22 protein-coding genes are annotated in these 23,132 nt (G+C 68.3%); 14 read left to right on the forward strand and 8 right to left on the reverse strand.

The window, feature by feature from the left end:
• Positions 1–27: 27 nt before the first annotated feature.
• The 3 genes from RTY13_RS04940 to RTY13_RS04950 all read left to right on the forward strand — a co-directional run bounded on the left by RTY13_RS04940 (position 28) and on the right by RTY13_RS04950 (position 4,186).
• Positions 28–1,266, forward strand: coding sequence for a TIGR03862 family flavoprotein (locus RTY13_RS04940; RefSeq protein ID WP_312781554.1), 1,239 nt, complete (start codon positions 28–30; stop codon positions 1,264–1,266).
• An 81-nt stretch (positions 1,267–1,347) separates the two neighbouring features.
• Positions 1,348–3,009: a M28 family peptidase gene (locus tag RTY13_RS04945; RefSeq protein ID WP_312781556.1), complete on the forward strand. Its 1,662-nt coding sequence runs from the start codon at positions 1,348–1,350 to the stop codon at positions 3,007–3,009.
• A gap of 31 nt (positions 3,010–3,040) precedes the next feature.
• Complete coding sequence (locus tag RTY13_RS04950) at positions 3,041–4,186, forward strand: serine hydrolase domain-containing protein (RefSeq protein ID WP_312781558.1); 1,146 nt, start codon at positions 3,041–3,043, stop codon at positions 4,184–4,186.
• Positions 4,187–4,193: 7 nt separating this feature from the next.
• On the opposite strand, the gene RTY13_RS04955 is transcribed toward RTY13_RS04950, so the two are convergent.
• From RTY13_RS04955 to RTY13_RS04965, 3 genes are all read right to left on the reverse strand, one after another.
• A complete protein-coding gene (locus RTY13_RS04955) occupies positions 4,194–4,745 on the reverse strand; it encodes a nuclear transport factor 2 family protein (protein WP_312781560.1) in 552 nt (183 codons plus the stop codon).
• Positions 4,746–4,776: 31 nt separating this feature from the next.
• Positions 4,777–5,781 carry an EamA family transporter RarD gene (gene rarD, locus RTY13_RS04960; protein WP_312781562.1) on the reverse strand — a complete coding sequence of 335 codons (1,005 nt, stop codon included), beginning with the start codon at positions 5,779–5,781 and terminating at the stop codon, positions 4,777–4,779.
• 108 nt (positions 5,782–5,889) lie between these two features.
• Complete coding sequence (locus RTY13_RS04965; RefSeq protein ID WP_312781564.1) at positions 5,890–6,936, reverse strand: aspartate-semialdehyde dehydrogenase; 1,047 nt, start codon at positions 6,934–6,936, stop codon at positions 5,890–5,892.
• Between the two features lie 159 nt (positions 6,937–7,095).
• On the opposite strand from RTY13_RS04965, the gene zapE reads away from it, so the two are divergent.
• Positions 7,096–8,229: a cell division protein ZapE gene (gene zapE / locus RTY13_RS04970; protein WP_312781566.1), complete on the forward strand. Its 1,134-nt coding sequence runs from the start codon at positions 7,096–7,098 to the stop codon at positions 8,227–8,229.
• Between the two features lie 32 nt (positions 8,230–8,261).
• Positions 8,262–8,807 carry a YbjN domain-containing protein gene (locus RTY13_RS04975; protein WP_312781567.1) on the forward strand — a complete coding sequence of 182 codons (546 nt, stop codon included), beginning with the start codon at positions 8,262–8,264 and terminating at the stop codon, positions 8,805–8,807.
• A gap of 105 nt (positions 8,808–8,912) precedes the next feature.
• Here the strand turns inward: RTY13_RS04975 and mdh are convergent, their stop codons facing one another.
• Positions 8,913–9,875 (reverse strand): malate dehydrogenase, encoded by a 963-nt coding sequence (gene mdh, locus RTY13_RS04980; RefSeq protein WP_312781568.1) that lies wholly within the window; start codon positions 9,873–9,875, stop codon positions 8,913–8,915.
• Positions 9,876–10,016: 141 nt separating this feature from the next.
• Here mdh and RTY13_RS04985 point away from each other — a divergent pair, with 141 nt between their 5' ends.
• The 8 genes from RTY13_RS04985 to RTY13_RS05020 all read left to right on the forward strand — a co-directional run bounded on the left by RTY13_RS04985 (position 10,017) and on the right by RTY13_RS05020 (position 15,993).
• Complete coding sequence (locus RTY13_RS04985; RefSeq protein WP_312781569.1) at positions 10,017–10,763, forward strand: EcsC family protein; 747 nt, start codon at positions 10,017–10,019, stop codon at positions 10,761–10,763.
• Positions 10,760–11,176 carry an HIT domain-containing protein gene (locus RTY13_RS04990; protein ID WP_312781570.1) on the forward strand — a complete coding sequence of 139 codons (417 nt, stop codon included), beginning with the start codon at positions 10,760–10,762 and terminating at the stop codon, positions 11,174–11,176. Before RTY13_RS04985 ends, RTY13_RS04990 begins: the two co-directional genes overlap by 4 nt.
• Positions 11,177–11,376: 200 nt before the next feature.
• The gene (gene sdhC / locus RTY13_RS04995; protein WP_312781795.1) at positions 11,377–11,754 is read left to right on the forward strand and encodes a succinate dehydrogenase, cytochrome b556 subunit; all 378 of its coding nucleotides are present in this window, start codon (positions 11,377–11,379) and stop codon (positions 11,752–11,754) included.
• The gene (locus RTY13_RS05000) at positions 11,751–12,149 is read left to right on the forward strand and encodes a succinate dehydrogenase (protein ID WP_312781571.1); all 399 of its coding nucleotides are present in this window, start codon (positions 11,751–11,753) and stop codon (positions 12,147–12,149) included. Before sdhC ends, RTY13_RS05000 begins: the two co-directional genes overlap by 4 nt.
• Before the next feature lie 7 nt (positions 12,150–12,156).
• Positions 12,157–13,941, forward strand: a complete 1,785-nt coding sequence (gene sdhA, locus RTY13_RS05005; protein WP_312781573.1) for a succinate dehydrogenase flavoprotein subunit — start codon at positions 12,157–12,159, stop codon at positions 13,939–13,941.
• Positions 13,942–13,953: 12 nt separating this feature from the next.
• Positions 13,954–14,751 (forward strand): succinate dehydrogenase iron-sulfur subunit, encoded by a 798-nt coding sequence (locus RTY13_RS05010; protein WP_312781574.1) that lies wholly within the window; start codon positions 13,954–13,956, stop codon positions 14,749–14,751.
• Positions 14,752–14,864: 113 nt separating this feature from the next.
• Positions 14,865–15,185 carry a 2Fe-2S iron-sulfur cluster-binding protein gene (locus RTY13_RS05015; protein ID WP_300197569.1) on the forward strand — a complete coding sequence of 107 codons (321 nt, stop codon included), beginning with the start codon at positions 14,865–14,867 and terminating at the stop codon, positions 15,183–15,185.
• Between the two features lies 1 nt (position 15,186).
• Positions 15,187–15,993 (forward strand): kinase, encoded by an 807-nt coding sequence (locus RTY13_RS05020; RefSeq protein ID WP_312781576.1) that lies wholly within the window; start codon positions 15,187–15,189, stop codon positions 15,991–15,993.
• On the opposite strand, the gene RTY13_RS05025 is transcribed toward RTY13_RS05020, so the two are convergent.
• Together RTY13_RS05025 and RTY13_RS05030 are read right to left on the reverse strand one after the other, a co-directional pair.
• Entirely contained in the window at positions 15,965–16,819 is an 855-nt protein-coding gene (locus tag RTY13_RS05025) for an HAD family hydrolase (RefSeq protein WP_312781577.1), read from the reverse strand. The two genes, RTY13_RS05020 and RTY13_RS05025, sit on opposite strands and share 29 nt — an antisense overlap.
• Positions 16,820–16,873: 54 nt before the next feature.
• Positions 16,874–19,186: a sensor histidine kinase gene (locus RTY13_RS05030; protein ID WP_312781578.1), complete on the reverse strand. Its 2,313-nt coding sequence runs from the start codon at positions 19,184–19,186 to the stop codon at positions 16,874–16,876.
• A gap of 144 nt (positions 19,187–19,330) precedes the next feature.
• On the opposite strand from RTY13_RS05030, the gene RTY13_RS05035 reads away from it, so the two are divergent.
• Entirely contained in the window at positions 19,331–19,753 is a 423-nt protein-coding gene (locus RTY13_RS05035; protein WP_312781579.1) for a metallopeptidase family protein, read from the forward strand.
• A gap of 15 nt (positions 19,754–19,768) precedes the next feature.
• On the opposite strand, the gene RTY13_RS05040 is transcribed toward RTY13_RS05035, so the two are convergent.
• Complete coding sequence (locus RTY13_RS05040) at positions 19,769–21,112, reverse strand: RsmB/NOP family class I SAM-dependent RNA methyltransferase (RefSeq protein WP_312781581.1); 1,344 nt, start codon at positions 21,110–21,112, stop codon at positions 19,769–19,771.
• A 47-nt stretch (positions 21,113–21,159) separates the two neighbouring features.
• Entirely contained in the window at positions 21,160–23,115 is a 1,956-nt protein-coding gene (locus RTY13_RS05045; RefSeq protein ID WP_312781583.1) for a potassium transporter Kup, read from the reverse strand.
• Positions 23,116–23,132: the final 17 nt, after the last annotated feature.

The raw sequence follows: 23,132 nt of genomic DNA on the forward strand, positions 1-23,132 counted from the left end.
GCGGACGTTCCGGTCTAGGAAGGTGTGATGACCGATGCGCCTTCCTTCACACCTCCGATCGTCGCCGTGATCGGCGCCGGCCCCGCCGGGCTGATGGCCGCTGAACGCCTGGCCCAGGCCGGCCTTCGCGTCGTCGTGCACGAACGGATGCCCTCGGTGGCGCGCAAGTTCCTGATGGCCGGACGCGGCGGGCTGAACCTGACCCATTCAGAGCCGTCGGCGTCCTTCCTCGACCGCTACGACGCCCCGGCGCGGGCGCGGATAGGCGGCTGGCTGGCCGCCTTTTCCCCCGCCGACCTGACCGCCTGGGCCGAAGGGCTGGGGCAGGAGACCTTCGTGGGCTCCTCGGGCCGGGTCTTCCCCAGGGCGATGAAGGCCTCGCCCCTGTTGCGCGCCTGGCTGGCGCGGCTGGAGGGGTTGGGCGTGGAGGTTCGCGTCCGCTCGCACTGGACCGGCTGGGAGGCCAATTCTGAGAATGGGGTCCTGAGCTTCGACACTCCCGAAGGCGAGCGGTTGGAGCGCCCCGACGCCGTGGTGCTGGCGCTGGGCGGGGCCAGTTGGGCCCGGCTGGGTTCCGACGCCGCCTGGGTTCCCGGACTGGAGGAGGCGGGCGTGACCGTCGCACCCTTCCAGCCCTCCAACGTCGGCTTTGACGTGGCCTGGTCGCCGCTGCTGCGCGAGCGTTTCGCCGGCCAGCCGGTAAAGGGCGTGGCCCTAAGCCATGCCGGGCGCACGGTGCGCGGCGAGGCCATGATCGCCGCCTATGGCATAGAAGGCGGCGGCGTCTACGCCCTTTCGGCGGGCCTGCGCGAAGCCATTGAGCGCGACGGCAAGACCGAGCTGACGCTGGACCTGCGTCCCGACATCAGCCGACAGGCCCTGACCCAGAAGCTGCTGAGGCCGCGCGGCAAGGACAGCCTGTCCAACTGGCTGAGGAAGATCGTCCACCTCGATCCCGTCGCCATCGCCCTGCTGCGCGAGGCCGGCCCCCTGCCGAGCGAGCCCGGTCCGCTGGCTGCGCGCATCAAGGGCGTCAGCCTGACCCTGACCGGGACGCAGGGCCTGAGCCGCGCCATCTCCTCGGCCGGCGGCGTGATGCTGGAGGGCGTGGACGACCGCCTGATGCTGAAAGCCCGTCCAGGCGTCTTCGTCGCCGGCGAGATGCTGGACTGGGAGGCGCCGACCGGCGGCTATCTGCTGCAAGCCTCCTTCGCCTCCGGCGTCGTGGCGGCCAAGGGCGTGACGGACTGGCTGAAGTCACGCTGATCGACCAAGGGCGGGGGTCGACAGCGAGACGGCGAGGGCGCAGCCTGTGGCCCTCCCTTTGCTGTCGTACGAGTGCGCCTGATGCCGATGTCCCGTTCCGCCGCCTTCGGCCTGATCGCCGTCCTGATGACCTCGACCTCGGCCTTCGCTCAGACAGCGCCCGCCTCGCCGCTCGGCCGCGTCGATCCCGTGCGGCTCAGCGAGGCGACGCGGGTTCTGGCCTCGGACGAATTCGAAGGCCGCGCCCCGGTCACGCCCGGCGAGGACAAGACCATCGCATGGCTGTCGGCTCAGTTTCAGGCCTTGGGCCTGGAGCCCGGCGGCCCTGGCGGGTCCTGGGTCCAGGTGGCCCAGGTCAGCCGCACCAAGCAGGATGGCCCGGCGGCCATCAGCGTGAGCGCAAACGGCCAGACCACGGCCCTGCAACGCGCCACCGACGTCATCGTCTCGTCTGACCGGCCGGTCAGCCATATCACCCTCACCGACGCGCCCCTGGTCTTCGTTGGCTATGGCGTCGATGCGCCCGAGCGCGGCTGGGACGACTACAAGGGCGTCGATCTGCGCGGCAAGATCATGCTGGTCCTGGTCAACGACCCCGACTTCGGCGCGCCGGAAGGCCATCCGGTGGCCGGCAAGTTCGATAATCAGGCCATGACCTTCTATGGCCGCTGGACCTACAAGTTCCAGGTGGCGGCGGCGCACGGGGCGGCGGGGGTCCTGGTCATCCATGACACGCCGGGCGCAGGCTATCCCTGGTCGACGCTGCAGAACTCCTCGACCGCGCCCAAGTTCGACATCGTCCGCGCCGACCCGGACAAGGAACGCGTCGCCGCCCAAGGCTGGATCCAGGGCGCCGTGGCCGAACAGCTGTTCCAGGACGCCGGGCTCGACTTCGCCGCGCTGAAGGCCCAGGCGCGGACGCCCGACTTCCAGCCGGTGGCGCTGGACGGCGTGACCATGTCCATCGACTTCGGTCAGGTGGCCGACCGCGTCCAGACCCGAAACGTCCTGGCCCGCCTGCCGGGCACGACCCATCCGGACGAGACGGTCATGTTCGGGGCCCACTGGGACGCCTATGGCCGCGCCACGCCGAAGAACGGCGACGACATCTATAACGGCGCCGTGGACAATGCGACGGGCGTCGCCGCCGTGCTGGAGTTGGCCCGCCTGTTCGCCGGGGGGCCGCGCCCCGAGCGTTCGACCGTCTTCGTGAGCTGGGCTGCCGAGGAAACGGGCCTGCTGGGGGCCGAATACTACGCCGCCAACCCGGTCTGGCCGCTGGAGACGACGGTCGCCAACATCAATATGGACAGCCTGCTGCCGGGCACGGAGATCGACCCGAACATCGTCGTCATCGGCGCGGGCAAGAACGATCTGGACGACCGGCTGGCCGTCTTCGCCGGGCGCGAAGGGCGCCGCCTGATCCCCGATCCGGCGCCCCAGGCCGGGGCCTTCTATCGCTCCGACCACTTCCCCCTGGCGCGCAAGGGCGTGCCGGCCCTGTTCGCCGCCGCCGGCTTCACCGGCCACAACGCCGCCAGTCGGGACTATGTGGCCAACCGCTATCATCAGCCTACGGACGAATGGACGCCCGAGTGGAAGATGGACGCCGCCGCGGCCGATGTTCAACTGCTGTACGAAGTCGGCTCGGCCCTGGCCAACTCGCGCGACTGGCCGGCATGGAAGCCGGGCGACGAGTTCGAGGCGGCGCGTCAGGCCTCGGCGTCGGCGCGCAAGCCGTGACCCCGACGGCCTGACGCGCTAGACCGTCCGCATGACCGACCTGCCCGAGATTCACGGCCTCTGCCCCGCGCGCTTCGGCGCGGTGAAGGACGCCTTCGCCGCCAACTTCGTGGACGCCCCCGAGGGGCTGAACGAACTGGCCGCGCGCTTTTCCGTCACCATCGACGGCGAGGTGGCCGTGGACCTCTGGGCCGGGTCGGCGGATGTGGCGGGGCGCACGCCCTTCACCGAGAAGACGCTGGTTCCGGTCTTCTCGACCGGCAAGGCGGTCATGGCCCTGATGATCGCGCGCTGCGTCGACAAGGGCCTGCTGTCCTACGAGGACCGGGTGGCCGACCACTGGCCGGCCTTTGGCTCGGCGGGCAAGGACCATCTGACTGTCGGTCAGTTGATGAGCCACCAGTCCGGCCTGCCCGGCTTCGACGGCGGGGTCGAGCCCGAGATCTGGTTCGACCGTCAGGCCGTGCTGGACCGCCTGGCCGCCCAGACGCCCCTGTGGGAGCCCGGCACCGCGTCAGGCTATCATCCGATCACCATCGGCTATCTGGCGGGCGAGTTGTTCCGCCTCGTTGACGGGCGCAGCATGGGCACGGCCCTGCGCGAAGATTTCGCCCAACCCTTCGACCTGGACCTGTGGATCGGCCTGCCCGAGAGCGAGCACGGCCGCGTGGCCCAGTTGCGCAAGCCCGCCGCCGCCCCGGACCTCGGCCCCATCGACCCGATCAAGAAGGCCGCCTTCCTCGATCGGGGCTCGGCGCCGGGCGGGCGCGGCTCGACCGAGTGGCGGATGGCGGAAATCCCCTCGGCCAACCTGCACGGTACGGCGAAAGACCTGGCGCGGATGATGTCGATCGTCGCCACCAGCGGGGCGCTGGACAACCTGCTCGTCCTGTCGGAACGGACCCTGGCCGCGGCCACGCGCGAGCGCATCCACGGCCAGGACAAGGTCCTGCCCTACGTCATGAGTTGGGCGGCGGGCTTCACCCGAAACACGGGTCTGAACGTCTTTGGACCCAACCCGGAGGCCGTGGGCCATTGCGGCTGGGGCGGGTCGATGGCCTTCGCCGATCCGGCGACGGGGGTTTCAGCGGCCTATGTCATGACCCGCCAGTCGCCGCACCTGATCGGCGATCCGCGCGCCCTGCGGCTGGTCGAGGCGCTGTACGCCGCGCTTTAAGCGTCGATCAGGCGTCCGCGCCCCAGGCCAGCTGGTCGTGGACGATGCGCCAGCCGTCCTCGGTGCGGCGCAGGACGCGGGTGAACAGGCCGCGATGGGTCTGGCCTTCGCGGCGCATCACCACGCGGCCCGAGACCACGGTGGTGTTGACGTCGAACTGGAGGGTTTCGAACCATTCATAGGTCATCTGACCCAGGCCGCCGGGCTGGGCGGCGCGGGCTTCGAGCGCGGCGCGTACGCTGTCCGGCCCCTTCAACGGCGTATCGCCGAGGAAGACCAGCAGGGGCTCGTCCTGAACATAGGTGGCCATCACCGCCTCGACGTCGCCCGACGACCAGGCCTCGGCCGCGGCGTCCAGGGTGTTGCTGACGGCGTCGAAGGTCTCGGCCGTGGTCGGCACGACGACCGGCGGGGCGAGCGGCGCGGGCGCCTCGCTGCGCGCCGTGCGGATGACTTCGTCGCCCCCTCCCGGCATCCCGATGCTCTGGGCGCAGGCGGACGTTCCGGTCGCCAGGGCGATGGACAAGATGAAGGCGGCGAGTGAGTGAGCGCGGATCATCAATCCTTCTAGGCTGGAACGGCCGCCAATCTCAACGCGGGGCGCGCGCTTCCTGATCCAGGGCCGCCATGCGGTCCTCGGCCGGGTCGTCCAACAGACCCGGTTCCGGGGCGACGATGGTCTCGGCGGTGCGGCTGGCCCGGCGCACCTTCACCACCGCCCCCACGGCGAAGACGGCGGCGCCCAGCCAGATGAAGGCGAAGGAGGCGATGCGCAAAGCGCCTAGGGCTTCGCCCTGAACCATGCCGATGAAGAAGACGATGGTCGGGGCCAGAAACTGCAGGAAGCCCATGCTGGACAGGGGCATCCGCCGCGCGGCCCAGGCGAAGAGGGCGAGCGGGATGACGGTCGCGGGTCCAGCGAACAGCAGCCAGAAGGTGGCGGCCGGCGAGGCGGTGAAGTGGCCCTGCCCCGTCACCTCGATGAAGATCACCCAGGCCAGGCCAGGGGCGGCCAGCAGCAGGCACTCCATGAAGAGGCCGGTCTGGGCCTCGACCGAGACGCGCTTCCTGATGATGCCGTAACCGGCGAAACTGAAGGCCAGCAACAGGGACACCCAGGGGGCGTGGCCCAGGGCCAGGGTCTGCAGCACCACGCCGACGGCGGCCAAACCGATGGCGGCGGCGCCGAAACGGTCGATCCGTTCACGGAACAACCAGGCGCCGGCGGCCATGTTGAGCAGAGGGTTGAGGTAGTAGCCGAGCGAGGCGTCCAGCGTCCGCCCGTTGTTCACCGCCACGACATAGGTGGTCCAGTTGGTGGCGATCAGCACCGCCGACAGGGCCAGCCAGCCCAGCACCCTGGGCTGGCGGAAGACGGCGACAACCTGCGTCCACTGGCGCGCGATCAGCACCAGCAGCAGAGCCCAGATCACGCCCCAGACGGCGCGGTGGCCCATGATCTCCCAGGCGTCGGCGCCTTGGTGCGCCATCTGCTGGAAGACCAGGGGGATGAAGCCCCACAGCAGATAGCAGCCCACCCCCGCCATCAGGGCGGCGCGGGCTTCGGACGAGTTGGCTGAGGGGGACGCGGTCACGGCGGACCTTTCGACCTCCGCCGCGCCAAGGCACGACGGAGGTTTCAGAAGGAACACAAAGGCCCTCAAGCCGCCCACGCCGCGCGTGGGACGTTAGGGGCCCCTTACTTAAACCGTCAGGCTGCGATAGCCGCTCGACGGGGTGATGACGCCGGTTTCGTCCAGCAGCTGGGCGATCTGGACGGCGTTCAGGGCCGCGCCCTTGCGCAGGTTGTCGGAGACGACCCAGAAGGACAGGCCGTTCTCGACGGTCGGGTCCTTGCGGATGCGGCTGACATAGACGGCGTGCTCGCCGGCGGCGTCGACCGGGGTGATGTAGCCGTCGTGCTCCAGCTTATCGATGACCAGGACGCCCGGCGCCTCGCGCAGGATCTCGCGGGCCTCGTCCGGCTCGATCGGGCGATCGAACTCGACCGTCACGGCCTCAGAGTGGCCGACGAAGACCGGCACGCGGACGCAGGTCACGGTCAGCTTGATCGACGGGTCGATCATCTTGTGCGTCTCGTTCCACATCTTGGCTTCTTCATCGGTGTAGCCGTCGTCGTTGAACGACCCGATGTAGGGAATGACGTTGAAGGCGATCTGCTTGGGGAACTTCTTCGGCGTGGCGTCGCCCAGGCCGTAGATGGCCTTGGTCTGGTTCCACAGTTCGTCCATGCCTTCCTTGCCGGCGCCCGACACGGATTGATAGGTCGAGACCACGACGCGCTTGGCCTTGGCCGCGTCATGCAGGGGCTTCAGCGCCACGACCAGTTGCGCGGTCGAGCAGTTGGGGTTGGCCACGATGTTCTTCTTGCGCGCCAGCTTGACCGCATCCGGGTTCACTTCCGGCACGATCAGCGGCACGTCGGGGTCCATGCGGAAGGCCGAGGAGTTGTCGATGACGATGGGACCGGCCTTGCCGATCTTTTCCGACCATTCCTTCGACACCGATCCGCCGGCGCTCATCAGAACGACATCGACGGTGGAGAAGTCGAACTGCTCCAGGTCCTCGCACTTCAGCGTCTTGTCGCCGAAGGCCACCTCGACACCCTTGGATTTTCGTGAGGCGATCGCGTGCATCTTCTCAACGGGGAAGTTCAGTTCCTCGATGATGTTCATCATTTCACGACCGACATTGCCGGTGGCGCCAACGACGGCGACGCGATAGCCCATGATCAGAATATCCTTAGAAGGGGCGCTGGGGAGAAAAGCGGTTCTGCATTTGGGTCTTTCGCAGGCGCGAAGCAACCGGTTTTTACCAAATTCCTGCGTCAGAAGGCATGAATCCGCTCCGCCTTCCCTGATCGGCCCCTTGGGGCTATGCCGCTGACCATGACTTCTCGCATCCGCAACGCCTACGACATCCGCGTCGAAGAGGGCGTCATCGCCCCCGATCCGCAGCAGCTGGACCTGCTGACCGCGCTGGAGCGGCTGGAGGCGGACCTGTCGAAAAAGGGCCTGTTCGGCCGCCCGCCCGAGGTCAAGGGCATCTACATCTGGGGACCGCCGGGACGCGGCAAGTCCATGCTGATGGACCTGTTTTACTCGGCCACGCCCGAACAGAAGAAGGTGCGCGCCCACTTCCACGCCTTCATGGCCCGCATCCACGACCTGGTGAAACAGTGGCGCGACGGCGACGCCCGCACCCGCAAGGCGGTGTTCGGCACGAGCAAGGGCGATGATCCCATTCCACCGATCGCGGCCCTGATCGCCTCCGAAGCCCGGCTGCTCTGCTTTGACGAACTGCAGGTCACCGACATCGCCGACGCCATGATCCTGGGTCGGTTGTTCGAGGCCCTGTTCGAGAAGCGGGTGGTCCTGGCCGTCACCTCGAACCGCGCGCCCGAGGACCTCTACAAGAACGGCATCAACCGCCAGCTCTTCCTGCCCTTCATCGACATCCTGCGCGAGCGTTGCGAGGTAGTGGAGACGGCGGGAGCGCGGGACTTCCGTCTGGACCGCATGGCGGGGGCCAAGGTCTGGTTCTCGCCGCTGGACGAGGCGGCGCGGGCCGGGTTCGAGACCCTGTGGTCGGACCTCAAGGGCGGTGAACCCGAGGAGCCGGTCGCCCTGCCCGTCCTGGGCCGTCAGGTCCGGGTGCAGCGCACGGTCGGCGCCATGGCGCGGGCGACCTTCACCGAGCTGTGCGGCTCCCCGCTGGGACCGCAGGACTATCTGGCCATCGCCCGGCGCTTCCACACCCTCTTCCTGGCCGACGTGCCGACCCTGAGCCCGGCCAATCACCACGAGGCGCGGCGTCTGGTGACCCTGATCGACGCCCTCTACGAGGCCAGGACACGGCTGGTGGTCCTGGCCGAAGCCGAGCCCGAGAGCCTCTACGCCGAGGGCGTCGGCGCCTTCGAGTTCGAGCGCACAGTGTCGCGCCTGAACGAAATGCGCAGCGCATCGTGGCTGGAGCAAAGGGGCGACGAGGCTGAGGATGATCTGGCGTCGGCCCACGCCTGAAGTAGGGTGGGCGAAACCGAATGGAGACGCCCGTGCCTTCCGCCTTCAGCGCCCTGACCTTCGCCGTCATCCTTGCGACCGGCCCGACCGCCGTCCTGGCCCAGACTCCAGTTCAGGCGCCCGCTTCGACGCCGGCAGCCGCAGCGACCGGTCTGCCCGTCGCCGCCGTGGTCGACTGGCTCAAGGCCCAGGGCCTGACGGTCGGCGAGGTTCAGGGCGGGGACGCGCCCTATGTCCAGGTACGCGAAAGCGCGGATCTGGCCTGGACGGTGACCTTCAACAGCTGTGAAAATCAGGTCTGCGGCGACCTGCAACTGGGGGCCGGCTTCAGCAATCCTCAGGTCACGCTGGAAAAGGTCAACGCCTGGAACGCGGAGCGGCGCTTCACCAAGGCCTTCTATGAAGCGCCCTCGAATGGGCGGGCGGACGGTGCCGCCATCCTCCAGCAGGACGTGGTGCTGCTGAACGGCATCGGCCCGTCGCAACTGACGGACAACGTCGCCATATGGCGCAGCCTGCTGCCCGCCTTCGCCCTGCACGTCGGCTATTTCGTGCCGAACGCGACGACGACGAACTGACCAAAAGAAAGGGCCGCGCCTTCCGGCACGGCCCTCACCTCAAAGCAGAAAAAGCGCTCAATCAGCGCGGCTCCGTGAGCCGAGCGATAGCGCCCCTTCGCTGGCTCAAGCCAGCGAAGGCTCGATGTCCTTGCAGGCCTGGATCAGGCCGTTCACCGACTCGACCGACTTGGCGAACATGGCCTTCTCTTCGTCGTTGGTGGTGAACTCGACGATCTTCTCGACGCCGGCTGCGCCGATCAGGGCCGGGACGCCGACATAGAGGTCCGACAGGCCGTACTCGCCCGACAGCCAGACGGCGCACGGCAGGACGCGCTTCTGGTCCAGCAGGTAGGACTTGGCCATGGCGATGGCGGATTCAGCCGGAGCGTAGAAGGCCGAGCCGGTCTTCAGCAGGGCCACGATCTCGCCGCCGCCCTTGCGGGTGCGCTCGACGATGGCGTCCAGATCGGCCTGGCTCAGGAAGCCGGCGGCGACGGCGTCCGGCAGCGGCAGGCCGCCGACGGTCGAGTGGCGCACCATCGGCACCATGTCGTCGCCGTGACCACCCAGGGTCCAGGCGTGGATGTCCTGCACCGAGACGCCGGTCTTTTCGGCCAAGAAGTAGGCGAAGCGGGCCGAGTCGAGCACGCCGGCCATGCCGACGACCTTCTCCTTGGGCAGGCCCGAGAACTTCTGCAGGGCCCAGACCATGGCGTCCAGCGGGTTGGTGATGCAGATGACGAAGGCGTTGGGGGCGTGTTGCTTGATGCCCTCGCCGACGACCTTCATGACCTTGAGATTGATGCCGATCAGGTCGTCGCGGCTCATGCCCGGCTTGCGCGGCACGCCGGCGGTGACGATGCAGACGTCGGCGCCCGCGATGTCGGCGTAGTCGTTGGCGCCCTTCAGGGCCACGTCCTGACCGAAGACGGCCGAGGCCTCGGCGATGTCCAGGGCCTTGCCTTGCGGCGTGCCTTCAGCGATGTCGAACAGGATGACGTCGCCCAGCGCTTCGCGCGCGGCCACGTGGGCCAGGGTTCCGCCGATCATTCCGGCGCCGATGAGGGCGATCTTCGCGCGAGCCATACAGGTCTCTCCAGTCGATGTTGCGTGTGCGAAACGGTACTCGATGGCGGGCGGTCTAGACCCGCAAGGGAGCGGGAGCAAGCGCCGGGCGTTGCGCCTTTGGTCGGCCCCTGCGAGGGTCGCCGCATCCAGAGGGGCATGATGACCGCCACGGAAGACGACCGCCAATATGAAGCCCGCGTCCTCGGGGAAGCCGAAGCCTGGCGTGAACGCCAGCTGCGCCGCCCCGGCCTGTGGGACATGACCACCCGCGCGACCCAGGACCGCATCAACAGGATCATCCCCGAGCGGGTGCATCGGATCGTCACGTCCGGCGTCGAACTGACGACGCGGGGCATCATGGCTGGGGCCGAATGGACCACCGCCAAGCCCCTGCTGCATGGCGGCCTGAGGACGCGCGAAGACCTGATCCGCACCCGGATCGACCTCTATCGCACCACGGCCAGCGCCGAGGGCGGGGTGGCGGGGGCCGGCGGCTTCCTGCTGGCGGCGGCGGACTTCCCGGCCTTGCTGGCCATCAAGGTCAAGCTGCTGGCCGAGATCGGCGCCCTTTACGGCCATTCGGGCAAGAGCCTTTCTGAGCGGCTCTATCTGCTGCGCATCTTCCAGCTGGCCTTTTCCAGCGCCCGGTATCGGCCCGAGGCCCTGTCCGCGCTGGAAGCGGCAGGGCGCGGCCTGCACCAGCCCGAACGCATCCAGGACTTCGACTGGCGCAAGTTCCAGCTGGAGTATCGCGACTACATCGACCTGGCCAAACTGGCCCAACTGATCCCGGTCATCGGCGCCCCCGTCGGGGCCGTGGTCAACTGGCGGCTGACCACCCGGCTGGCGACGACGGCGATGAACGCCTATCGCCTGCGCTGGTTCGAGGACGAGCATCTGACATGACCGATTTCAAAGCTGACCCTGCGTTCGAGGCGGGGTCCGTCTTCGCCGTCGACTGGCCCCTGTGCCAGGTGCGGCTGCAGGACGACGCCCGCTTTCCCTGGCTGATCCTGTTGCCCCGCGTCGAGGGCGCGGTCGAGCTGGACGACCTGACGCCCGCTCAGCGCGCGGGTTTGATGGAGGAGATCGTGCGGGCTGGAGAGGTCGTGCGCGCCCTCGCCGAAACAGCGGGTCGCCCCATCGACAAGCTGAACACGGCGGCCCTGGGCAATGTCACCCGCCAGCTTCACGTCCATGTCGTCGGCCGTCGCCGCGACGACGGTCTGTGGCCCGACCCCATCTGGGGCCGTCCGGGCGCGGTACGGCTGGAGGAGGCCGATCTGGAGGCCTTGTTGCGAGCGATTCGCGAGGCCTGATCAGGAAATTGCGATCAGCGCCGCTTATCCGGCCCGGTTCGTTGACACCCGGCCTTTGCGGTCACTAAAGCCTATCGCACTGCAACCGGACCTGTTTTTCCACAGGTTTTTTGAGAACCATTCGCATGTCGAACCTTCCCCAGGGTGCGGGCGACCCCACTGGCCGCTACGTCCGCCATCCCAATGGCCATGTGGCGCCGATGTCGCCCTTCACCGACGTCTGGCGGTGGCACATCACCATGACGGCCTCCATCCTGTTCCGCGTCACCATCGGCGCGGCCACGGTCGGCGCCGTCCTGCTGCTGGCCTGGGTCGCGGCGGTCGCGGCCGGTCCCGAAGCCTACGCCAAGATCGCGGCCTGCTCGGCCTCGCCGTTCGGCCTCTTCATCTGGTTCGGCCTGTCGCTGGTGGTCTTCTCCTTCCTGCTGAACGGCGCCCGCCACCTGATCAACGACGCCGGCAAGGGCCTTGATCTGAAGTCCGCCAATCTGATGGCCAACATCGCGGTCTGGGGCCCCCTGGTCCTGACCGTCCTGTTCTGGGTCGTCCTGTTCGCCGCCGGAAAGGTTTCGCTGTGAGCGCCGCCCCCAAGTTCAAGAACAATGTGAAGATCTCCGAGCGCCACGGCGCCGGCGAGTGGAAGATCGAGAAGCTGGCTCTGCTGGCCCTGATGCCGCTGGGCCTGTGGGTCCTGTCGTCGGGCTTCACCCTGGCCGGCGCAGGCTATGAGGCCGTGCTCGCCTGGTTCGGCAACGCCCTGAACGCCGGTCTGCTGGGCCTGACCGCGATCGTCTTCTTCCTGTTCGCCAGCCTGGCCTGGAAGGTGATCATCGAGGACTACGTCCCCGCCCCCTCGGCCCGGACGACCCTGATCAACCTGTCGAACCTCGTCTTCCTCGTGCTGGCCGCCGCCAGCATCTTCTTCATCGTGCGTGTGGCGATGGGCTCCGCCCCGCTGCCCGCCGGAGTCTGATCCCGCCATGGCTGCTTACGAGCTTATCGATCACGAATACGACGTCGTCGTCGTCGGCGCGGGCGGTTCGGGCCTGCGCGCGGCTCTCGGCGCCGCCCAGCAGGGCCTGAAGGTCGCCTGCGTCACCAAGGTCTTCCCGACCCGCTCGCACACCGTGGCCGCCCAGGGCGGCATCTCCGCCTCGCTGGGCAACATGGGCGAGGACAGCTGGCAGTGGCACATGTACGACACCGTCAAGGGGTCGGACTGGCTGGGCGACCAGGACGCCATCGAATACCTGGTCCGTAACGCGCCCAAGGCCGTCTACGAGCTGGAACACTGGGGCGTGCCCTTCTCGCGCACCGAAGAAGGCAAGATCTACCAGCGCGCCTTCGGCGGCATGACCCGCAACTTCGGCGAAGGCCCGGTGCAGCGCACCTGCGCCGCCGCCGACCGCACCGGCCACGCCATCCTGCACACCCTGTACGGCCAGTCGGTCCGCCGCGAAGTGAAGTTCTTCGTCGAATACTTCGCCCTGGACCTGATCATGCAGGACGGCGCCTGCACCGGCGTCACCGCGCTTCAGCTCGACACCGGCCAGCTGCACCAGTTCCGCGCCAAGATGGTGGTGCTGGCGACCGGCGGTTACGGCCGCGCCTACTTCTCGGCCACCTCGGCCCACACCTGCACCGGCGACGGCAACGCCATGGTGCTGCGCGCCGGCCTGCCGCTGCAGGACATGGAGTTCGTGCAGTTCCACCCGACCGGCATCTACGGCGCCGGCTGCCTCATCACCGAGGGCGCCCGCGGTGAAGGCGGCTATCTGACCAACTCGGAAGGCGAGCGCTTCATGGAGCGCTATGCGCCGACCGTGAAGGACCTGGCCCCGCGCGACATGGTCAGCCGCTCCATGACCATCGAAATCCGCGAAGGCCGCGGCGTGGGTCCGAACAAGGACCACATCTTCCTGCACCTGGATCACCTAGATCCCAAGATCCTGCACGCCCGCCTGCCGGGCATCTCGGAGTCGGCCAAAATCTTCGCCGGCGTCGACGTGACCAAGGAGCCGATTCCGGTCCTGCCGACCGTCCACTACAACATGGGCGGCATCCCGACGAACTATCACGGCGAAGTCCTGACCCTGCGCGACGGCAACCCCGACAGTGTGGTTCCGGGCCTGATGGCTGTGGGCGAGGCCGCCTGCGTCTCGGTGCACGGCGCCAACCGCCTGGGCTCCAACTCGCTGACCGACCTGGTGGTGTTCGGCCGCGCCGTCGGCCTGCGCTGCGGCGAGGTCGTGGACAAGGCCTCGGCCGTCCCGGCTGCGCCCAAGGCGACCACCGACGCCCACCTGGCGCGCCTCGACCGCTTCCGCAACGCCTCGGGTTCGACCCCGACCGCCAAGCTGCGTCTTGAGATGCAGCGCGCCATGCAGTCGGACGCCGCCGTCTTCCGCACCGGCAAGACCCTGGACGAAGGCGTCCAGAAGCTGCGCTCGATCGACGCCGCCGGCGCCGACATCAAGACCACCGATCGCGGCCTGATCTGGAACACGGATCTGATGGAGACGCTGGAGTACGACAACCTGATCGCCCAGGCCCTCGTCACCATCGAAGGCGCGGCCAACCGCACGGAATCTCGCGGCGCCCACGCCCGCGAGGACTATCCGGACCGCGATGACGTCAACTGGATGAAGCACACCCTGGCCTGGAAGCGTCCGGGCGAAGGCGTCCAGATCGATTATCGTCCGGTGCACAAGTACACGATGTCCGACGAAGTCGCCTACATCGAGCCCAAGGCTCGGGTCTACTAAGGGAGCAGGCAGATGGTTCAACTCACCCTCCCGCGCGGCTCCAAGCCCACGACCGGCAAGGTCCACAAGGCCCCGGCCGGCGCCAAGAACGTCAAGACCTACAAGGTCTATCGCTACGACCCGGAAACGGATTCCGATCCGCGCTGGGACTCGTACGAGGTCTCGTCCGACGATCACGGCCCCATGCTTCTGGACGCCCTGATCCACATCAAGAACGAGATCGACCCGACCCTGTCCTTCCGTCGTTCGTGCCGCGAGGGCATCTGCGGCTCGTGCTCGATGAACATCGACGGCCGCAACACCCTGGCCTGCACCAAGGGCTGGGACGAGTGCTCGTCGCACAACATCACCATCTCCCCCCTGCCCCACCAGCCGGTGGTCAAGGACCTGGTGACGGACCTGTCGCTCTTCTACGCCCAGTACGACTCCATCCAGCCCTACCTCCAGTCCGACGAGCCCGACCCGGAGAAGGAGCGCCTGCAGTCACCCGCCGACCGCGAGAAGCTGGACGGTCTGTACGAGTGCATCCTGTGCGCCTGCTGCTCGACCTCCTGCCCCAGCTACTGGTGGAACCAGGAAGAATACCTCGGCCCGGCGGCCCTGCTGCAGTCGTTCCGCTGGATCTCGGACAGCCGTGACGACGCCACGCAGAAGCGCCTCGACGACCTCGAGGACCCCTTCAAGCTGTATCGCTGCCATACGATCATGAACTGCGCCCAGGTCTGCCCCAAGGGTCTGAACCCGGCCAAGGCGATCGCCGAGACCAAGAAGCTGATGGTCGCGCCGAGCCGCAAGCGCGCGGCGGCCTAAACCCTCGGGTTTGCCCATCCGAACAGCCCCCGGCGCCGTCAGGCTCCGGGGGTTTTTCATGCCCGCAGGTCGCCGGGGCTTGCCTCCCGCGCGGCCTGGGCTAAGACGCCTGCATGGCCAAGATCACCTATATCGAGCACGACGGGACCGAGCACACGGTCGAGGTCAAGAACGGCCTTTCCGTCATGGAAGGCGCGATCCGCAACAATGTGCCGGGCATCGACGCCGACTGCGGCGGCGCCTGCGCCTGCGCCACCTGCCACGTCTATGTGGACGAGAACTTCGCCTCGGAAACGGGCCGTCCCTCGGCCATGGAGGAGTCGATGCTCGACTTCGCCGAGAACGTCGAGCCGAACAGCCGCCTGTCCTGCCAGATCCGCGTCAGCGACGACCTGGACGGCCTGATCGTGCGCCTGCCGCAAAGCCAGCACTGAGATGATCGACGCCCGGCTGCTGGACGCGGTCGGGGCCTTGATCGCCACCCATGCGCGGCCGGGCGATGCCCCCCTGATCGGCATCGCCGGAGCGCAAGGGTCGGGTAAGACGACCCTGGCCCGCGCCGCCGCCGAGCGCTGGGGCGCGGCTTGCCTGTCTCTGGACGACGTCTATCTGACCAAGGCCGAGCGCGAGGCGAAGGGCAGGGCCCTCCATCCCCTGTTCGCCGTCCGCGGCCCGCCCGGAACGCATGATCTGGCGTTGCTGGAGACGACGATCGCCGCCCTGCGCGCCGCCGGTCCAAACAGCCGTACGCCCCTGCCCGCCTTCGACAAGCTTTCCGACGACCGACGCCCCACGGCCGAATGGCCGATGTTCGCGAACCGCCCGTCGGCGGTGCTGGTGGATGGCTGGTGCCTGGGGGCGACGGCGCAGGCCGAGGCGGACCTCGCCGCGCCGATCAATGCGCTGGAACGCGAGCAGGACGGGCCGGGGGTCTGGCGCCGCGCAGCCAACACCGACTTGGCCGGACCCTACGCCAAGACCTTCGCCCGCTTCGACGCCATCCTGTTTCTGAAGGCGCCGTCGTTCAACGCCGTGCTGGACTGGCGCTGCGAGCAGGAGGCGGGGTTGATGGGGCTGGCACCGTCCGACCTGCCCGCCGAGCGCCGCGCCGAACTGGCCGTCTTCATCCAGGCCTTCGAGCGCATCACCCGCCATATGCTGGCGGGCGGGGTGCGGGCGGATGTGACATTTGATCTCGCCCGCGACCGGACGATCAGTCCGCCGGCATCCGGCCGTAGTTGACGGCGATGCGGCCGATCAGGCCCTTGACGATCAGGTCGACGGGCGTGCCCTCGCGATAGTCGCCCTCGGCGACGAAGTTGACCCGGTCTTCCGAGATCAGGCGGTGGATCTTGTTGTGGTCGCGCGGGGTGTTGTCGGGGTCATAGACGGCGATCGAGAAGCCGCCCTTGGTGTGCATCATCTTCATGGTCGGCACGTCGGTGTCGCCGTCGCCGAGGAAGATCATCCGGTCAAACGGGATGGGGCGTTCCTCGTCCGGGATGAAGCGGTTGATGCGCTCGTCGTCCCAGTGGTTGTGCACGCCCTTGTTGATACGGAACAGGTACTGGGTCTTGGTGGTGTAGTTGACGCCAACGGCGGGCCAGACGGCGACTTCGTTTTCGTCATAGGCGTACTTCGAGGCGAAGACGTGGGTGAAGGCCCCGGCGATGGGGCAGCCCTGGATCATCTCCTCCAGCCCGGCCGAGATGATGTAGTGCTCGATCTCCAGGCCGTACTGGGCGCCGAATTCGTTCATGCGGTCGAACCAGCTGCCGTCGCGCAGACCCTCGAACAGGGCGACGTCGCGTCCATGGTCCTGCAGCGTCTGGCGGGTGACGGGATTGCCCTGCTCGCGCGCCGCCAGCAGCATCATCTGCATGTACATCAGGATGCCGTCGCCGTCGGAGGCGATGGTCCGGGGACGGACGGTCTCGTTCCAGAACTGGGCGGGCGTCATCCCGATCGAGGGGATGAAGCTGACCTCCTGCATGTTTCCCCGCGCCAGGGTGCCGTCGAAATCATAGATGATGGCGGTCTTGAGCAGGGGGCGGGTCGTGTCGGCCATAAGAGCGTCCTGAGGGGCTTGGACAAGCCCTCTAGCACGACATTGCTGCAAAGATCAGCCCAGCAGCAGTTCCGGGGCCGCCGTGGGGGCCGTGGCCTCGACCGGCAGGTGCAGGATGAAGGCCGCGCCCTTGCCCGGTTCGGACTGAACCTCGGCCCAGCCGCCGTGCAGTTCCACCAGGGCCTTGACCAGGGCCAGGGCCACGCCCGGCCCGCCGCGCTCGCGCCGCACGAAGCGGTCGAACACATGGGCCTGCAGGTGATAGGGGATGCCGCGGCCGGTGTCCTCGACGCGGATGCGGACTTCGCCCGATCCGACCTCGGCGGTCAAGGTCACGGCGCCGCCCTCGGACACCGCGCGACAGGCGTTCTCCAGCAGGTGATCGACCGCCTGGGCGATGCGGCGGACGTCGCCGCGGATCGGCTTGAGCCGCGGCGGGCAGACGACGCTCAGGACGGCGCCCCGGCCCTCGACCTTGGCCCGCACCTTGTCGGCGGCCGCTTCCAGCAGGTCGCAGACCCGCATGTCGCCGAGCGTCAGCTCCATCTCGCCAGCGTCGATCTGGGCCATGTCCAGCACGTCGTCGATGGAGCGGGCCAGATGGCTGGCGGCGACGCGGATGGCCCCGGCGTGCTGACGGCTGCGCTCGGGCAGATCGCCCATGGCTTCCAGCAGTTCGGAATAGCCGACGATGGTGGTCAGGGGCGTGCGCAGCTCGTAAGAGACGGAGCCGACGAACTCGCGCTTCAGCGCCTGGCTCTCGGCCAAAGCCGCTTCCTTGGCCGCCAGGGCTTGCTCCAGCTCGCGCCGGGCCGTGACGTCGGAGAAGGCGACCAGGGTGGCGCCGTCGGGCAGGGGACGGGTTTGCCAGGCCACCATTCGTCCGTCGTCGGTGCGCGCTTCGCCCGCAATCGGCACCCGGCTTTCGGGATCGGGATCGGCGACCCGCGCCTTGAGGCCCAGCCACAGGGCGGCATCGTCCAGCACGGGGCGGCACAAGGCCGCCACGGCGTCGAAGTCGCCGGCCTCGGCCAGCCTCTCGGCGGAGACGCCCCAGAAGATCTCGAAGGCGTCGTTGTTGAGCCGCAGACGGCCGTCCGAACCGAAGACGGCGACGGCGTCGTTCAGCTTGTCCAGGGTCGCGGTCTGGACCTGGATCTGGGCGTTGTAGCGGCTGCGCAACTGCAACTCGTCGGTGATGTCCGAGAAGATCAGCAGGATGCCGCCCAGGGGATGAGGCTGACGCACCACGCGCAGGGTCCGCCCATCAGGCAGGGACCAGCTGTCATCCGGCGCCGCTTGAGCCGCGCCATAGAATTCCAGCTCCTGCGCCTTCCACCCGGCGTAGTCGATGACCTCGGGCAGTTGGCGCTTCTGGCGCAGGCGATCCAGCAGTTCGGCGTGGGTCGGGCGCTCGTCCAGCCAGGCCGGGTCGATGTTGAACAACTGCTGGAAGGCGGTGTTGTGGAAGGCCAGCCGCTTGGCCGGGCCAAAGATGGCCACGGCGTCGGCCAGGTGGTTCAGGGTTTCGTCGTGGGCCTCGACGTGACGACGCAGGGTGTCGCGTGTCTCCTCGGCCTCGGTCATGTCGATGGCGAAGGCGATGACGGCGCCGCGCCCGCCGGCCAGGGGCTCGGCCAGGATGCGCCAGGCCTTGCGGCGGCCGTCGGACGACACCCAGCGGAAGCCCTCCTGACGGGCGTTGAGGCGCGAAGCCTCCGCGACGATCAGGTCGGCGCCGCGGTCAAAGCTGAGGCCTGTCTCATGCGCCTCGGCCAGGGTTTCGGCCTTGATCTCGCTCAGCCAGGCCTTGTTGGCCCAGATCAGTTGTCCCGTCCCGTCGACCACCCAGGTGGGGGCCGGGGAGGCCTCAGTCAGGGCGCCGAGCCCGGCGTCCGCAGCGGTTTCCGCCCCGCCCAGCTTCGACAGACGCAGCCAGGTCGATCCGCCCAGGGCCCGCCCCTCGACCGCCCAGGCGCCGTCGGCGGATTCCAACAGGGTCTCGAACGGCTCGCCGCGCTGGACCAGGCCCTCCATATGGCCGGTGTGGTTCTCATTCAGCGCCCTGACAATGGCCTCGGCCGCCGCCATGCCGTCATGCCCCGGCGCGAGCACCGCCAAGGCCTCAGGCGCGCCGAACACCGACTGGGCCGCGCCCTCGGGCGTCAGGGCCAGTCGCACGTCGTCGAAGACGTTGAGCGCGCCCTCGCAGGCGGCCGCATGGGCGCGTTCGCCCGCCAGCCAGGCCTCGACCTCGGCCTCGCGCGCGCCCAGGCGCTTGCGCAGTCGCCAGGCCCAGGCGCTGATCGCCAGCGCCAGACCCGCTGCGCCTGCAGTGGCCACATAGGCGATGTAGGCCTCGGCCATCCTGTCCCCGGAAAATACGACGAGCGAGCGGGCGGAACCCCAGGGGCGCCGACCGATTCGCGTTTACCATACCCTGATTGCGCGATTTGCGATGCGGCGAGACGACGGATTGCAGCATGCTCCGGCGCGGGCGATATCCGGGCCATGACCCAAGCCCCGAACCCGGCGTGGAACGACCAGCCCGCCCCCTCCCTCGACGACTTCGCCCGCCTGGCCGAAGCCGCCTTCGCCGATCTGCCTGAGGTGTTCCGCCAAGCCGCCGGCGAGGTGGTCATCCGCGTCGACGACTTCGCCGACGAGGAGACCTTGGCGGATCTTGAGATCGAGGACCCGTTCGAACTGACTGGCCTCTATTCCGGCGTTCACATCGGCGAGCGAGACGCCATGGGTCCGGCGGCCGAACCCTCGCGCATCTTCCTCTATCGCCGCCCCATCCTCGACGAATGGTGCGAGCGCGGCGACGTCGGCCTGGCCGAGATCATCGCCCACGTCCTGATCCACGAGATCGGTCATCACCTCGGCCTCGACGACGACCAGATCCACCACATCGAGGACGAGGCGGATTGATCGTCCAGCGGATCGTCAGTCGGCGATCCGTTCCAGGCGCGCCGCGAAGAAACCGTCCACGCCGCCGCGTTCAGCCCATTGCGAGGGCAGGATACGCAGCCAGCCTTCGGCCGTCAGGGCCTCGTCAGGAGCCCCGATCTCGGCGGGGACGGCGGGCACGGTGCGGAAGGCCGGGTTGCGGCGCAGGAAGGCGATGACCTGGGTCTCGCCCTCTTCGCGTTCCAGCGAGCAGACGCAGTAAACCAGACGGCCGCCCGGCTTCACCTTGTCGGCGGCCACGTCCAGCAGTCGGTGCTGGACGTCAGCCAATTTGGCGACTTCGGCGGGGCGGGTGGCGCGCAGGACTTCGGGGTTGCGGCGATAGGTGCCGGTAGCGGTGCAGGGCGCGTCCAGCAGGACGGCGTCGAAGATACGGTCGTCCTCCCAGTCCTCGACCGGGACGGCCACGACCTCGACCGGCAGGCCGGTGCGGTCGAAGTTCTGACGCAGGCGCTTCAGGCGGGCGGGCGAGCGGTCCACGGCCACGACCTCGGCGCCGGCGGCGGCCAATTGCAAGGTCTTGCCGCCGGGCGCGGCGCACATGTCCAGCACCGTCTCGCCGGCCTTGACGGCCAGCAGGCGGGCGGGAACGGCGGCGGCGGCGTCCTGAACCCACCAGTCGCCGGCCTCGAAGCCGGGCCAGCCGGCCACATCGCCACGCTTGCCGGTGCGGACCGTGCCGCCGGGCAGGACCTCGCCCTCGACGTCCTGGGCCAGGACATCGAGATCGACGCCGGGCTTGGCGCTGAGGTCGGTGGCGGGCTCCTCGCGGGTGGCCAGGGCCAGACCGATCAGGTTGGCCTCGCCATAGGTGGCCTTCCAGCGGGCGGCCAGCCAGTCGGGCAGGTTGGATTCCGCCGTCGTCAGGCCGGGACCGTCGCGGTCGACGCCGCGCAGCACGGCGTTGACCAGGTTCTTGTAGGGCCGGGTCTTGGCGTCGCGTTCGGCCAGCTTGACGGCGGTCGAGACGGCGGCGAAGGCGGGGGTGCCCAGCACCAGGGTCTGGGCCAGAGCGACGCGCAGGATGGTGCGCACCGGGGCCGGGGGCGCCTTCTGCAGACGGCGGTCCAGGATCTGGTCGATCTCGCCCAGACGGCGCAGGGCGGCCATGGCGACAGCGCGCGCGAAGGCGCGGTCGGGACCGGCCAGGTCCTTGGCCGGTGACTGGCTGAGGGCCTCGTCCAGACCCGTGCGCTTCTCCAGCGCGGCGTTCAGCAGGATGCCGGCCACCAGACGCGCCTCGACACCGATGTCGGCATGGGGGTCTTCGGCCACGACCTCGGGCTTGGCCTCACGACGCGGACGCGACTTTTCAGCCATGCGACGACCGCGCGCAGCCGAGCTTTTGCCCTTGGGGGTGCCACCACTCATACGGATACCTGCGTGCCCAGTTCGACCACGCGGCCGGGCGGAATATGGAAGAAGTCGGTCGGATTGGCCGCGTTGCGCATCAGGAAGATGAACAGCTTGTCCTGCCACAGGGGCATGCCCTGACGCGCCGACGGCACCACCGAGCGACGGCCCAGGAAGAAGCTGGTCGACATGATGTCGAACTTCAGCCCCTGCTTGCGGCACAGGCCCAGGGCCCGCGGCACGTTCGGCGTCTCCATGAAGCCGTAGGTGATGGTCAGGCGTTTGAAGTCGTCGCTGATCGGCTCCATCGTCACGCGCTGGCTGTCGGCGACGCGCGGGCGGTCGGCGGTGTGGACCGTCAGGATGACGTTCTTCTCGTGCAGCACCTTGTTGTGCTTGAGGTTGTGCATCAGGGCCACCGGCGCGACCTCGGGGTCCGAGGTCAGGAAGATGGCCGTGCCCGGCGCGCGGTGCGGCGGGCGGGCCTTCAGCATCTCGATCAGGTCATGCAGGGGCAGGCTGTCCTTGCGCGTCTTCTCGGTCAGGATCTGCGTGCCGCGCACCCAGGTCCACATGATCAGCACAAGGCCCCCGCCCAGGACCAGAGGCATCCAGGCGCCGTCGGGGATCTTGAGCAGGTTGGAGGTCAGGAAGACGCCGTCGATGATGCCGAACGGGACCAGGGTGCCCAGCACGGCCCACATCGGCCACTTCCACTTCTTGGTCACCACCGACCAGGACATCAGGGTGTTGACCAGCATGGTGCCAGTGACGGCCACGCCATAGGCCGCGGTCAGGTTGTGAGACGACTGGAAGGTCAGCAGCAGGAAGAGCACGCCGATCATCAGCAGGCTGTTGACCGCCGGGACATAGATCTGGCCGGCCAGGGTCTCGGACGTATTGCGAATGTCGATGCGGGGCAGGAGGCCCAGTTGCACCGCCTGTTGGGTCACCGAGAAGGCGCCGGTGATGACCGCCTGGCTGGCGATGACCGTGGCCGCCGTGGCCAGGATCAGCATGGGCCAGTAGATCATCTGCGGCACCATGTTCCAGAACGGGTTGTCCGCCGCGCCAGGGTTGTCCAGCAGGAAGGCGCCCTGGCCCAGATAGTTCAGTGTCAGGCAGGGCAGGACCACAAACAGCCAGCCCTGACGGATCGGCGCCTTTCCGAAATGCCCCATGTCCGCATAGAGGGCCTCGGCCCCTGTCACGGCCAGGAAAACGCTGCCCAGGATGACGAAGCCGAGGAAACCGTCCTTGAGCAGCAGCTCGACGCCATAGATCGGCGACAGGGCGCGCAGGATCGAGATGTCGTCAAAGATATGGGTCAGGCCCAGCACACCCAGGCTGAGGAACCAGACGGCGGTGATGGGGCCGAAGAACTTGGCCAGGCCGGCGGTGCCGCGCGACTGGACCAGGAAGAGGGCGATCAGGATGCCCGCCGAGATCGGCAGGATAAAGGGGTCCAACTCGCCGTTCAGGCCAGGAGCGTCCTTCAGACCCTCCACCGCCGACAGCACCGAGATGGCGGGGGTGATGACCCCGTCGCTGTAGAAGAGCGCCGCGCCGCAGACGCCGAGGATGAATAACCAAGCGCTGCGTCGGCCAACTGCATGCTGGGCTAGAGCCATCAGCGACAGGGTGCCGCCCTCGCCCTTGTTGTCGGCCCGCATCAGGAACATGACATATTTGAACGTCACCACCACCATCAGGGCCCAGAAGGCCAGGGAGACGACGCCGATGATGGCCAGTTCGCCGCCGACGCCCTTCTGGGCGTGGCCGATGGCCTCGCGCAGGGCGTAGATCGGGCTGGTGCCGATGTCGCCGAAGACCACGCCGATGGCGCCCAGGATCAGGGCGCGATGCGTCGCCTTGCCATGGCCCTGCGGAGAGGGAGTCCCGGCGTTCGGTTGTTCGGAAGCGTTTGCGGCGGACGTCGCAACGTCGCCGCGGGGCGTATCCCCGGCCATGCATAACCTCCGGGTCG

The organism is Brevundimonas sp. (genome assembly GCF_032055285.1).
GTDB lineage: Bacteria > Pseudomonadota > Alphaproteobacteria > Caulobacterales > Caulobacteraceae > Brevundimonas.

What these genes read in the sequence shown, in the direction of transcription:
- RTY13_RS04940 (WP_312781554.1), top strand. Translation starts at nt 28, where the DNA reads ATGACCGATGCGCCTTCCTTCACACCTCCGATCGTCGCCGTGATCGGC.
- RTY13_RS04945 (WP_312781556.1), top strand. Translation starts at nt 1,348, where the DNA reads ATGCCGATGTCCCGTTCCGCCGCCTTCGGCCTGATCGCCGTCCTGATG.
- RTY13_RS04950 (WP_312781558.1), top strand. Translation starts at nt 3,041, where the DNA reads ATGACCGACCTGCCCGAGATTCACGGCCTCTGCCCCGCGCGCTTCGGC.
- RTY13_RS04955 (WP_312781560.1), bottom strand. Translation starts at nt 4,745, where the DNA reads ATGATCCGCGCTCACTCACTCGCCGCCTTCATCTTGTCCATCGCCCTG.
- RTY13_RS04965 (WP_312781564.1), bottom strand. Translation starts at nt 6,936, where the DNA reads ATGGGCTATCGCGTCGCCGTCGTTGGCGCCACCGGCAATGTCGGTCGT.
- zapE (WP_312781566.1), top strand. Translation starts at nt 7,096, where the DNA reads ATGACTTCTCGCATCCGCAACGCCTACGACATCCGCGTCGAAGAGGGC.
- mdh (WP_312781568.1), bottom strand. Translation starts at nt 9,875, where the DNA reads ATGGCTCGCGCGAAGATCGCCCTCATCGGCGCCGGAATGATCGGCGGA.
- RTY13_RS04985 (WP_312781569.1), top strand. Translation starts at nt 10,017, where the DNA reads ATGACCGCCACGGAAGACGACCGCCAATATGAAGCCCGCGTCCTCGGG.
- RTY13_RS04990 (WP_312781570.1), top strand. Translation starts at nt 10,760, where the DNA reads ATGACCGATTTCAAAGCTGACCCTGCGTTCGAGGCGGGGTCCGTCTTC.
- sdhC (WP_312781795.1), top strand. Translation starts at nt 11,377, where the DNA reads ATGTCGCCCTTCACCGACGTCTGGCGGTGGCACATCACCATGACGGCC.
- sdhA (WP_312781573.1), top strand. Translation starts at nt 12,157, where the DNA reads ATGGCTGCTTACGAGCTTATCGATCACGAATACGACGTCGTCGTCGTC.
- RTY13_RS05010 (WP_312781574.1), top strand. Translation starts at nt 13,954, where the DNA reads ATGGTTCAACTCACCCTCCCGCGCGGCTCCAAGCCCACGACCGGCAAG.
- RTY13_RS05015 (WP_300197569.1), top strand. Translation starts at nt 14,865, where the DNA reads ATGGCCAAGATCACCTATATCGAGCACGACGGGACCGAGCACACGGTC.
- RTY13_RS05020 (WP_312781576.1), top strand. Translation starts at nt 15,187, where the DNA reads ATGATCGACGCCCGGCTGCTGGACGCGGTCGGGGCCTTGATCGCCACC.
- RTY13_RS05025 (WP_312781577.1), bottom strand. Translation starts at nt 16,819, where the DNA reads ATGGCCGACACGACCCGCCCCCTGCTCAAGACCGCCATCATCTATGAT.
- RTY13_RS05030 (WP_312781578.1), bottom strand. Translation starts at nt 19,186, where the DNA reads ATGGCCGAGGCCTACATCGCCTATGTGGCCACTGCAGGCGCAGCGGGT.
- RTY13_RS05035 (WP_312781579.1), top strand. Translation starts at nt 19,331, where the DNA reads ATGACCCAAGCCCCGAACCCGGCGTGGAACGACCAGCCCGCCCCCTCC.
- RTY13_RS05040 (WP_312781581.1), bottom strand. Translation starts at nt 21,112, where the DNA reads ATGGCTGAAAAGTCGCGTCCGCGTCGTGAGGCCAAGCCCGAGGTCGTG.
- RTY13_RS05045 (WP_312781583.1), bottom strand. Translation starts at nt 23,115, where the DNA reads ATGGCCGGGGATACGCCCCGCGGCGACGTTGCGACGTCCGCCGCAAAC.